Below are 12,419 nucleotides of genomic sequence, written 5' to 3'. Positions count from 1 at the left end.
TAATTTTGCGAAGCGTCAAGAGTTTTCTTAAAATCTTGTGCTACTGAGATCTACCTGCAAATATGCCTTATATAAAATGTTGCAAGTACAAAACAATATTTTAGCGATAGACTACTCTTATCTAACTCTAAATTAGATAGATTTTCGTTGGGTTTTGCAGCTGAAGTAATAAAAGTCTGATAACCGCAGCTACTGTGCTAAGTGTCTCATCTAGAGTTTTTTTAGTTAAAATATGAGGTGCTAAACGCTCAAGCCATGCTATATCGTAAAAAGCGACTACTTAGTATGCTAATAGCAATTGATTTATTTTAGCATTTGATTCCTGAATATTCTTGCGGACTACCCGGGTATAGATCATTATTAGTGTGTGAAATACACTGCGACTAATTGCTTATTTTCGATCGGTACATCTAGTATATCAGTAGTTTATTAGTTATATCGTTAAGTATGCTTTCACTAAACGCCCCCTGAAATACTACCCCTGATCGGATTACTCGTATGTATCACATCTATCTTACTTTAGCAAAAGTTCGATTCATGTCTTCAGGCGCTTGACTAGCTAGCTATTAACTAATAATAGTTTTGCTCGAATAATCTACATTATCTACTGATAAGTAAATATAAGAATCAAGGAGCGGTACCTATACGCTAAAATAATTTTTTATTTACTTTCGGTACCCGCAAACGAGTTCTGAGATGATTTTTCGTATTGCTCCAAGCATTCTTTCGGCCGACTTCGCCCGCCTCGGCGAAGAAGTGCGCAATGTTATCGCCGCCGGTGGCGACTGGATCCACTTTGACGTAATGGATAACCATTATGTACCCAATCTAACAATCGGCCCGATAGTCTGCAAAGCCATTCGGCCACACGTTAGAGCACCAATCGACGTGCATCTAATGGTACGTCCGGTGGATCGACTAGTAATAGATTTCGCAAAATCAGGCGCGAACATAATTAGCTTTCATCCTGAAGCATCTGACCATGTCGATCGCACCCTGTCGTTCATACGGGATCACGGTTGCAAAGCTGGATTGGCATTTAATCCAGCTACTTCATTACACTACCTGGATCATATAATGGATCGCATTGATTTAGTTTTAATTATGCTTGTGAATCCCGGGTTTAGTGGACAGCTATTTATTCCTGAGATACTTAATAAACTGCAAGATGTTCGGCGGCGCATCGACATATATTCAGAGCAAACAGGACGTGAGATCTACCTAGAAGTCGACGGCGGGGTAAAAGCTGATAACATTGCGAAAATTAGGGAGGCTGGTGCTGATACGTTTGTCGCTGGTTCAGCTATCTTCGATCAGCCAGATTATCAGCAAGTAATCCACCAGTTAAGGCAAGCACTAGAGTCATCCAGGTGAAATATGGCTAGTATAAATCTGAGTTATCTAATGATATCGATCGTCGCCGCGATGAATCACTATCGGATCTGTTCGACTCCAAATCTTTCAATTTTCGCCAGGCGGTGGATAGTAGAGAAGTTTTTGACCCTTTTTATTTTATTAGCTAATTCACCAGAACTCTACTGCGTGTGCGACAGTGCTCGCCTAGACAGGCATTGCTGAAGTAGCATAAAGACCTATTATAAAATGCTTGAGGGCGACCCAGACAAGTCTTATCGAGAAGCAGATTATGCAAGCTATGTTGAAAAACAAGCCAAGTCTCTCGAACACTTATCTAGTGTTAATAAAAAATAGTAATAATCATAATCTAACCAAGAAGCTCTACCTAATAATTTTAGCTAATTAGGATATCTAAGAAAGAGTTATAGATGATTACGCAGACTGGGCTAGTTTCTATTCATATCTACGAGAGCGTATCTCAACAATATCTATTGCGAGCTTGCTAAAGTGACTACCTGATATGACGAGCAAAGCTAATTAATATATCGCTAAGCAACAGTTTTTAAAACCGCTTCTCGAAAATTCAAATCTAGAGATCACGATTCTCATTAGCGTGATCTACTGCGGCAACTAGCACACTTAGGCTACTGTTGTTGTCAATATTAATTGATATTTAAATTAGTATTTTAGGAAAAAATAGAATAGCAATTCTATTGCACGCCACATAGCATACACAAGACATATCTAGATATAGCATCTGAAGAACTTTCTCCGCGTTTAGCGACCTGAAAGCGGAGTCAAGATGAACTGCGTCCTTAAAATTTACTCTGCGTTATTTTAGTTAATCAGACTACAAATGAAACGCTAAATTGCCTCTAATTGATTTGGATAACACATTAGGTCTCTAGTTTGTCTAAGCGTTATCAGTCTTTCAGGCCAAACTGATCCGTGTTGTCTGGTAGTGTCTACCCTACTAGAACGCGTGGTATGTTATGGCAGTTTATCTAGCACTTTGTGCTGTCTTAGTAGAAAGTGTACACTTCACAAGTGCTATGCTTGCATAGCTTAAAAAGATTTCTAATGCCAACGATAGATCTAGATATTTCTAATATCCCGTCTAATCTACTTAGGTACTCCCCCTTCCGTTAAAAAACTAGTCGATTGAGCTTACTTTCGGCGGCGCTGCATTTAGTTTTGCTTGCATCGCGGGCCGTACTTAGTAGGTATGTAGTTAACCCGCTGCGTGCTGAGATTTTTAGTTCAAAATTAATCTATTAGATGCCATATATTACTAGTGATTGATAACTAAAAAGTTATTAATCCGCAATTTTATCTAATGTTTTACACGTTATTCAAGCAGATAGGGGCCTACTGAAATGATAAGATCGCCGCAAAGGACCCGTAGTTTATTTATCTGTCTCTTAGACTAGGCAATCCGAAACTTGCCAGCGATAGCGAGTGAGGCTATCTACCGTTAATTATGAGCTTGCGATACAAGAGGCTGTCAATTGATGGTTTTATCGCTTAAAGCTGCACTGCGCTACTGACCCCGATGAATGCGCTCCCTAGCCCGACGAAATGCCCCTTGTTGCCGATGCTTACTGGCTTAACCCCGCACCGGAGATTAGATGTCAATTACCCCCCAGGAAGCACTGAAGCGCACCATTGAGCATCGTGAGATTTTTCATAATGAGATGCTTCACTTGATGCGAATGATTATGCGTGGAGAAATATCGCCAGTCATGGTAGCTGCTATTATCACGGGACTTCGCGTAAAAAAAGAAACGATTGGAGAAATTACCGCGGCGGCAATCATCATGCGTGAATTTGCTAATCACGTTCAAGTAGCTAATAACCAGAACTTTGTTGATATTGTAGGCACCGGCGGAGATGGTTCGCATACGTTTAACATTTCAACAGCAACAATGTTCGTAACCGCTGCAGCCGGTGCAAAAGTAGCGAAGCATGGAAATCGTGGAGTATCGTCTAAGTTCGGAAGCGCCGACGTGCTTGAGGCTATCGGTGTTAACATTAATTTAACACCAGAAGAAGTGGCGCAGTCTATAGAGGTGACTGGTATGGGATTTATGTTCGCACCGAACTACCATCCAGCGATGAAGAACCTCGCGTCGATCCGTCGTGAAATGGGGACGAAAACTATCTTTAATATACTAGGCCCGTTAACGAATCCGGCCGGAACGCCGAACCAACTGCAAGGCGTTTTTCACCGAGATTTAGTTGGTCTTCAGGTCCGGGTGATGCAAAGACTTGGTGCAAACCATGTACTAGTCGTTTACGGGTGCGACGGAATGGATGAAGTATCGCTTGGCGCGCCGACACAAGTCGGTGAGTTGCGAGATGGCCAGGTGCATGAATATCAGATTCATCCCGAGGACTTTGGTCTAAAGATGGCATCGAAGCGCTCCCTCGAGGTCGCGAATGCGGACGAATCTAAAACAATGCTGCTTAGTGCTCTAGATAATACGCCAGGCACTGCACGCGAAATTGTCGTGCTTAATGCTGGTACTGCGCTATATGCAGCCAATGTTACCTCCTCAATCGCAGAAGGAATCCGGAAAGCACGTGAGGCAATCGCTAGCGGAGCCGCTCGCGAAAAAGTCGATGCACTTGTCCGCTTCACACGGCAGTTGAGTTATTAAGCTAAATAGAGAGCTACTATGACTGATATTCTCAATCGCATTATTTCAGTTAAACGCGATGAAATCCGTGCATCGAAAGTAAATACGACTTTAGAAGAATTGCAACTAAGAGCCCACGGCCGTCATGATGAACTACGCGATTTTCTTGCAGCATTGCGTGCTAAGCATACAATCGGACAGCCGGCAATCATCGCCGAACTAAAAAAAGCCAGCCCTTCCAGAAAAGAGTTGCGTGAAACTTTTATACCAGCTGACATTGCCCGATCATACGAACAGCATGGAGCCGCATGCTTGTCAGTACTCACCGATCAGCAGTTTTTCCAGGGAAGCACGCGCCATCTTCAGCTGGCTCGCGATGCGTGCACACTACCCGTTCTGCGTAAAGACTTTATTATTGACCCGTATCAAGTTCTAGAAACGCGCGCAATGGGTGCGGATTGCATTCTCTTAATTGCTGCTGCCCTAGATCCGACGCAGATGCGGGAGCTAGAAGCGTGCGCACATTCGTTGGGTCTAGCGGTGCTAGTAGAGGTACATAATGCAGGCGAACTGGACGTGGCGCTGACGCTAAAAACACCGTTAATCGGCATTAACAATCGAAACTTGCGAACACTCACTATCACTCTAGATACTACACTTAGCTTACTAGACAAGATTCCAGACGAGCGTATTGTGGTAACTGAATCAGGGATTCTTACGCGTGCTGACGCAGAGCGAATTCGTGCTGCTGGCGTTCATACTTTTCTTATCGGTGAGGCATGCATGCACGCAGATAACCCTGGTGAAGCTCTTACCCACATTTTTTTCGGGTCACAATACGCTTAACAACAACGTCTATCTAACTAAAGTTAAGCATGATACTTACTCTCAAGCAACAATTCAATGGTCTTCCACCGATATGGCGAGGATACCTAACATCGTTTATTAGTAGTGCAATATACCCGCGCTTGTGTGAATTTATCGACCGTGAACGCAACAGCGGCAAGATAGTCTATCCGAGCGATGTGTTTCGCGCATTACATTTGACTACGCCAGACGATGTTAGAGTGATTATCCTAGGCCAGGATCCCTACCATGGCGAAGATAACGGTGTGCCACAGGCTCACGGACTAGCATTTTCCGTACCCCGGGGTGTCCGCCCCCCCCCGTCCTTGCGTAACATTTTCAGAGAGAACGTTGCGAATTTCAACCATGCGATGCCACACCATGGCTGTCTGGATTACTGGGCTCGTCAAGGGGTACTATTGCTTAATACAATATTAACTGTTGAGCGCAATCGCGCTGCTAGTCACGCAAGGTGTGGCTGGGAGCAATGCACGGACACATTAGTTGAGCGCTTTTCTGTTCAGCACAAAAGCCTAGTGTTCATGTTATGGGGCTCGTATGCGAAAGAAAAACGTAGGCTAGTAGACGGCCGTAGTCACTATATTCTCGAAGCACCACATCCGTCACCACTATCAGCGCACCGCGGTTTTCTCGGTTGCCGCCACTTCGCTCTCGCGAATAAATATCTTCGATATGTTGGTCGCTCGCCAATCGATTGGCGTGTACCCTGAAATGATGATGTAAATCTAGACTGACCTACAGCGAATATCTTTATTGCGTTCTCTTTGTGTTTTTTTAAAAAATTTCAGTCGCTCGGTGAAGCAGCACGTCACACTACTCATTCTAATAAATAGAGTGGGCGCTGTTAAAATCTATACAACGGTATTTGAAGCAATTTAAAACAGTATTATATAGCGCGTAGGGATAGGTCTATGAAAGATCTCTCAGCTTATCTCGATATGCCTTTTCAACAAGTTTAGTTCATAACTTTGGCATCAAAATAAAGAATTAATCAGACGCAGTCTATAGATATCAGCTGGATAAATTAAGAACTATGGGTTGCATATCGGAAAGAATTATGCTAATTCTCTCAGAGAGTTAGTATCTATTAAGCAAGATTATTGTCGACGCATTACTCATATCTGACTAGATTTTCTGAGTAGATCGCTAGCGCTCTCGAGCATTAGAAGTGCTACCGCGCCCAAAGTCAGTTGTGTGAGCACGCATAGCGATCATCTGTGCCTTTCATTATTTATCTTCTATTGCTATACGGCGTTTCGGATCCCAGAGGCTAGCTACCCGGAAGCTGAAATAACCGCTTCAGCCTATTAATCTTGATAATTAATCCCTGACATTTAATTTTTTATTAAATGTCAGGGATTAATTTGTGGCAAATTAGAAACGAAAATCTTAGCCTGGAATATATCAATAATGATATTTTGCTTATCTCATCTATCTTGCTTAGTTCGATAAATGAGTCATAGTTAGCAACGTTTACGTCTTGCTACGGACGGGGCTGCGAGATAGGAGCAGTCACCATCTGAAAGCTTTATAATCTCTATTTTGCCCAGGCTGGAATACAAAACCATATTCCTAAGCGATGTTAGTTTGCCCTATTTTCGACTCTTCTTCGTTACTAAGTAAAAAATTGATTGTGACGAAGATATCTATTAATGCGCTATTCGTTAGTTTGTAAAAGTTTTCTATGAGCCTCAAATGCGGTATCATTGGTTTGCCCAATGTCGGCAAGTCTACTCTTTTCAATGCTCTGACTAAAGCGGGTGTTTCCGCCGAAAACTACCCATTTTGTACGATCACACCAAATGTTGGTGTAGTCGAAGTACCGGACCCACGACTTACCGCTTTAGCACAGATCGTTAAGCCGGGGCGCATTCGACCAGCAATCGTTGAGTTTGTCGATATTGCCGGACTTGTTTCGGGCGCAAGCAGAGGTGAAGGTCTGGGTAATCAATTCCTTTCCAACATACGTGAGATGGATGCGATCATCCATGTAGTTCGATGTTTTGATAACGATCATGTACTTCACGTTATAGGCAATATTAATCCGCGGGCAGATATTGAAATAATTCATACTGAATTAGCGCTGGCCGATCTAGCAATTGTTGAGAAAGTACTCGCTCGATTTTCGAAAACAACAAAATCATATAATAATAAAGATGCACTCAAGCTAATCGCTGTATTAGAAAAAGTGCGTGCACAGCTAGATCAGGTATGCTTGGTCCGTTTGATGAATCTGTCTGATGAAGAACACGCATTAATTAAGCCTCTGTGCCTAATTACAACGAAGCCAACAATGTACGTTGCCAACGTACACGAGAATGGTTTCGAGAACAATCAGTACTTAGATGCGATACGTGGCTATGCAGAAAAAGAAGGCTCTCCGGTCATCGCTGTCTGTGCTGATGCTGAGGCAGGGATCGCTGGATTACCAGATAATGAAAAAAACATTTTTCTGATCGATATAGGCATGAATGAACCTGGACTAGATCGCGTAATCCGAGGAGGCTTTAAGCTCCTAGGGCTACAGACATACTTTACCGCTGGCCTCAAGGAAGTGCGCGCTTGGACCATCCGCGCTGGTGATACAGCAAGAAGAGCGGCTGGCATTATCCATACGGATTTTGAGCGTAGCTTTATCCGCGCTCAGACAATTTCATACGATGACTTTATCGTCTATAAAGGAGAACAGGGCGCAAAAGAAGCGGGCAGAATGCGTTCTGAAGGAAAAGAGTACGTGGTTCAGAATGGGGATGTAATCAAATTTTTATTGAGCGATTAATCAATCGCTATTTCTAGCGTGTGCTTATTACTTGAAAAGCGTTAGCGAAATCCGTGATTCATGTAAATCAATTCGCTGTATATACCTTTTTTCATAAATGCCAACTCTATTTTTCTAGAGCAAGAGAGCTCTATACTACCTAAATCTCTGATAAACAACGAGATATTGATTATTAGGCAAACTGTTAGAGGGAGGTTAATTAGAAAGTTAGATATGCACCCCCATGCCGAGTCGTAGTAACAAGCCTTATGCAATTGCATAACTATAGCGATGTACATATAGCTGTACCGTATGCAGACTATCACTTCTCACACACGAGAAGGTGTCTCGCCGCTCCCCTAAAGATTTACAATCCTCGCCCTTGAACAAGTCTTATAAAGACTTGAGTTTATATCTAGATTTAATAAAGATATTGAGAATAAAGCTATTCTTATATTCCATATCTATATTAGCTACTACCTCAAACGCTGCTTTTTTAAAGCTAGTCTAAGCAGAATAAAGCTTTTCCTTGTTCAAGAAGACGAAGCACCCCTAAGTTTGCTTATCAGGAGTAACTTCATAGGAAGTTAATAATATACGCTAGGCTTAAGGGAGCCGATACACCAAGGTAGGAGCCTGCTTTGAGAAGCTAAAGAGCATTAAATCTATAGAAAAGCAGCGAAATCTTTATTTCAGTGGACACCTACCTCAGTAACGAAGTTATCGACCCTAGAATCTTAGAAAGATCTTCTTTAACAACCTTCCAAGTAAAATAAAAGATTGTTAATAACAGCCGGCATAATTCACGGTATCATCGGCCCACAAAATATGCAAGTCGAAGCTTTTTAGCACACGTACGTCAATCGCTTTTCTCTCTGAAACATCTATAAATAAAAAACTAATTAGAATTCTATTAGAAGACGAGCATAGAGAACTATGAACGTTATTCATAATAAACAATGTACTTAAAACTATCAAATGATCTGAATAGAGAAATATTTCGTATGTTCAGATTGCTTCAGTACGTGCTTCGAGCCACGCTTTCGCGTCGCCGCTCAGATGCTGGCCGACTCGCTGGCGCACTAGTGCATGGTAGGCATTAAGCCAGTTTATTTCATCTTCACGCAGTAAAGACTGCTCGATACATCGAATATCGATTGGGCATAACGTCAGCGTTTCGAAGCAGAGGAATTCACCAAATTCGGTCGTGTCTACAGGTTGGCTTAGCAAAAGGTTCTCAATACGGATACCCCACTTACCGGGGCGGTAGATACCAGGTTCATTTGAGGTGATCATGTTTTTTTCCATTGCCATGGAGGACTCCGCCGACGCATAGCGCGAAATTACCTGCGGTCCTTCATGCACGCTTAAGAAATAGCCAACCCCATGGCCAGTGCTATGTCCAAAGTCTATGCATGCATCCCAAATTGGTGCCCTCGCTATCGCGTCTAGCATAGGTGAGTATATACCACGTGGAAATTTTAAGCGAGACAGTGCGATCATACCTTTAAGTACTAGCGTGAAATCACGCCGTTGTTCAGCACTAGTCCGACCTACTGGTATAATGCGCGTAACATCGGTAGTGCCACCTAGATATTGCCCCCCGGAGTCAATCAATAAAAGACCGTCGCCTTTAATTGGTGTATTCGACTGTAACGTTGCGCGATAGTGTGGCAGTGCGCTATTAGCATTAAAAGCAGCGATTGTTGGAAAGCTAAGAAATACGAAATCGCGCCGACGTGCTCTTGCTTCAGTAAGTTTTTTGTCGATTGTCAACTCGGTAATATGCTCACGACCAAGCGTCTGTTCAAGCCATGCAAAGCATTCTGAGAGCGCTGCGCCGTCCTGCTCCATCGTCTCGCGTACGCGATCGATTTCTATTTCCGTCTTACAAGACTTTGCAAAAATCGATGGATTTACTACTTCAACGAGTTTTACACCAGGCTGCACAACTTTCATCAGGCCATACGTGACGCGTCGGGGATCAATCAGCAGTCTACTTCCTGGCTTAATTGCCGCTAACTCTGCTGGCGCCTCCTCATATGAGGCTATGTGCACGTTATCTTGTACTAGTTTACTGCGCAACAGCGCATCGATTTTACCATCAGGTATATACAATACCGCACATTGTAGACTAATCAACGCGTGCGCAACAAACACGGGACTATAGCTTACGTCACTCCCCCGGAGATTAAAAATCCATGCGATATCATCCAATGTGGAGATAAAATGCCACTGTGCATGTTTGTTACGCATTGCACTTCGTATCTGATAAAGTTTTTGCATGCGTCCTACTGGCGCGTAGAAGCGATTGTGCTCATACACTGGTAGTTTAGGCAGAGCTGGACGCTTTTCCCAAATTAGGTTGAGCAAGTCTATATCAGAATACAGGTGTATACCAGAAGCCTGGAGCGCGGCTTGTAAAACACGTGCAGCAGACAGGTTTAGCGTACTGCCATCTACGCCAACCTTCGTGCCGGATGCCATATGTGTAACGAGCCAGTTTATATAATGAAACTCCTGTTCAGCTATCATCTTCATCAAATGAATACTACTGCAGGCTAGTTCTGCAGCAGCCTGTACCCAGTAGCGGCTATCAGTCCATAGTCCCGCAAAGTCGGAGGTCACGACTAACAAGCCAGCTGAGCCGGTAAATCCAGACAGCCACGTAAAGCCCTTCCAGTGTTGGGGTAAGTATTCAGACGAGTGAGGATCGGCAGACAGCACGATATATGCATCCAAACTCGCATGCTTCATCGCATCGCGCAGTCGTGCTATCTTTTTAGCAGGGAGAACTACCTGACTGTCAACGAGTTGTTGAGCTTTTATCAAGTTCTCTAACAAGAAGAATTAATAAACAAAGAAACAGACACGACTATTATCGTGCTAGGATATATGACGTTCATTCGAACACCTTACAATCCTCGAATAACACTTCCGGATTGTACTCTTATTTTAACTGTAACAGCAGCTGACATATTTAAGCTCGGTCAATTCTACCTAGCTATCGAAAAAACATATTATCTAAAGTTCTTAATTACGATACCCAGGTATCGTAGGGCATTATATTAACGACGGGCGACTTCTTATAACAGTTTATACCGGCTAGTCGTGATTTTTTATAAAACAATCATAAGATATCGCAAGAGATGACTCTCCCAGAGGATGCAGCTAGTCATTAGTGACTACCGAAGTTTTTGTCTGAGAACAAGCCGCTTAATCGTAGTGATAATACTAAATATAAGATCAGGACTAGTCTAGTTATTAAGACTGTAAAGTAATACGCGATATCAGGCATTAGGATCGCGTTATTTAGTCAGAAGATGAAACACTCTAAGAATAAATAACTATCTAGAAGCGATCTGTATAACTAACTAACATTAGTATCTAGAGAAAAGCTCTGTTATTAGCAGTAGAGTATCGAAAAGACAGTGCTATTTTACAATTGAAGATTTCACTGTTCCGTGATCGATACATAACGTGACGGAAGAAATCTAATAGATTCATCCTACCTCACAGAACAAGAATATTGTGCGTTGTCATTGATCATAGATCAGCTGCGATATATGCAAACTCTAGATTTAATACGCAAAGTTGACAATAATTAAAAGATCATAGTAACGCTCTATTTTCAACGGCGATCATGCCACTTGTTTACTATCAAATAAACTACTATATCACGTCGGTTATATTGCTCAAGCGCATGACGTTTACGTTCGAGAAGAACTTACAATACTTAAAAACAAGTGGGTAAAATACACATATCATCACAGCGGTCGACATAGCCGTATATATCTCGAGCAGGTGGAAAGTAATATCCAAAGTAGGATAGCATCGACTCGTAACTGGACTTAAATATACGGCGCAATCTATGCTTGCGTTATATGCAAATATACGATCACGTACTTCTCGGCTATTAGAAGCTCCCCTGAGATTAGCGCTTATATGGTATATCTATATGGTATATCTACATTCTACCTCGATCTGAAGTACTTTAACTCGCGATACGAGCAGCATCTAGTACTGCCTTCAAAGTGCAAGATATAATCCATATCCCAGAAAAATAAAAAACGCCATACGTATTGTGTCTGAAGCCAGATCGATTAGCACTTATCTAAATCATCTTTTAAAGTACACTTATCGAAATGATAGAAAAAGTACGCGGGCAGCCGGAGATCACTATGTATTCGGTATTGACGGCTACCTCGGTGGTGTATCTTTCAACTATACAAGAGAGTGGGGCGAGGGGCTTTCTAGGCACTTATTCATTCAGGCGGTTACTCTCACTAACCTACCGCTTCATCCTACAGGTTAGACAGAATTGTTTCTGTATATCTCTACCACCTAGATCATTGATCTAGGTGGGCTTAGGGAGCATAGTCAGGAGAGAAAATACGGGCCAATGTTAATAGCAGATCCAGAAGTACATGTGACATCGGGGACGAAAGTCGTTAAGCGTTGATAACGCATTTCTCTATACGCTAGATAACTTCAACTGAATCGGTTGGGAAGATGACTATTCCATCTAGGAAAAGATATTACACTGGCCGATTGATTATTGAGAGACGTATAAAGTCTTTACATACTATCTCAAGCAACGCAGAATTGCGCTAGTTATCATTATATGCATAATGCCCGTTAACTGGCTGGGTTACAAAAATTAACGCGCTCATAGAAAATTAGTGTGCAGCAACAATCTCCGCGCAGTGCTAAAGGTGTTGTTGCAGGCACTAATCAACAAGTTTATCTATGATCCACCGACGCACGTACTAATTATATGGCCGACGATGATATTGCGC

The 12,419-nt window shown here is 42.5% G+C and carries 6 protein-coding genes; 5 read left to right on the top strand and 1 reads right to left on the bottom strand.

Annotated features, from left to right (window positions below):
* The first annotated feature begins 696 nt into the window (after positions 1-696).
* The 5 genes from rpe to ychF all read left to right on the top strand — a co-directional run bounded on the left by rpe (position 697) and on the right by ychF (position 7,641).
* On the top strand, positions 697-1,374 hold the full coding sequence (rpe, locus tag K0T93_RS00415; protein ID WP_225721461.1) for a ribulose-phosphate 3-epimerase: 678 nt from the start codon (positions 697-699) through the stop codon (positions 1,372-1,374).
* A 1,610-nt stretch (positions 1,375-2,984) separates the two neighbouring features.
* Complete coding sequence (trpD, locus tag K0T93_RS00410; protein ID WP_225721460.1) at positions 2,985-4,016, top strand: anthranilate phosphoribosyltransferase; 1,032 nt, start codon at positions 2,985-2,987, stop codon at positions 4,014-4,016.
* A gap of 18 nt (positions 4,017-4,034) precedes the next feature.
* Entirely contained in the window at positions 4,035-4,841 is an 807-nt protein-coding gene (gene trpC, locus K0T93_RS00405) for an indole-3-glycerol phosphate synthase TrpC (protein ID WP_225721459.1), read from the top strand.
* Between the two features lie 29 nt (positions 4,842-4,870).
* Positions 4,871-5,572, top strand: coding sequence for a uracil-DNA glycosylase (locus K0T93_RS00400; protein WP_225721458.1), 702 nt, complete (start codon positions 4,871-4,873; stop codon positions 5,570-5,572).
* 974 nt (positions 5,573-6,546) lie between these two features.
* On the top strand, positions 6,547-7,641 hold the full coding sequence (gene ychF / locus K0T93_RS00395) for a redox-regulated ATPase YchF (RefSeq protein WP_225721457.1): 1,095 nt from the start codon (positions 6,547-6,549) through the stop codon (positions 7,639-7,641).
* A gap of 987 nt (positions 7,642-8,628) precedes the next feature.
* Here the strand turns inward: ychF and K0T93_RS00390 are convergent.
* Entirely contained in the window at positions 8,629-10,449 is a 1,821-nt protein-coding gene (locus tag K0T93_RS00390; protein ID WP_255601770.1) for an aminopeptidase P family protein, read from the bottom strand.
* Between the last annotated feature and the right edge of the window lie 1,970 nt (positions 10,450-12,419).

Source organism: Candidatus Vallotiella sp. (ex Adelges kitamiensis), assembly GCF_020342435.1.
In the GTDB taxonomy this organism is placed as follows: Bacteria; Pseudomonadota; Gammaproteobacteria; order Burkholderiales; family Burkholderiaceae; genus Mycetohabitans.
Note: the sequence above shows the minus strand (reverse complement) of the source record. Positions and strands in the feature narration are given on the sequence as shown.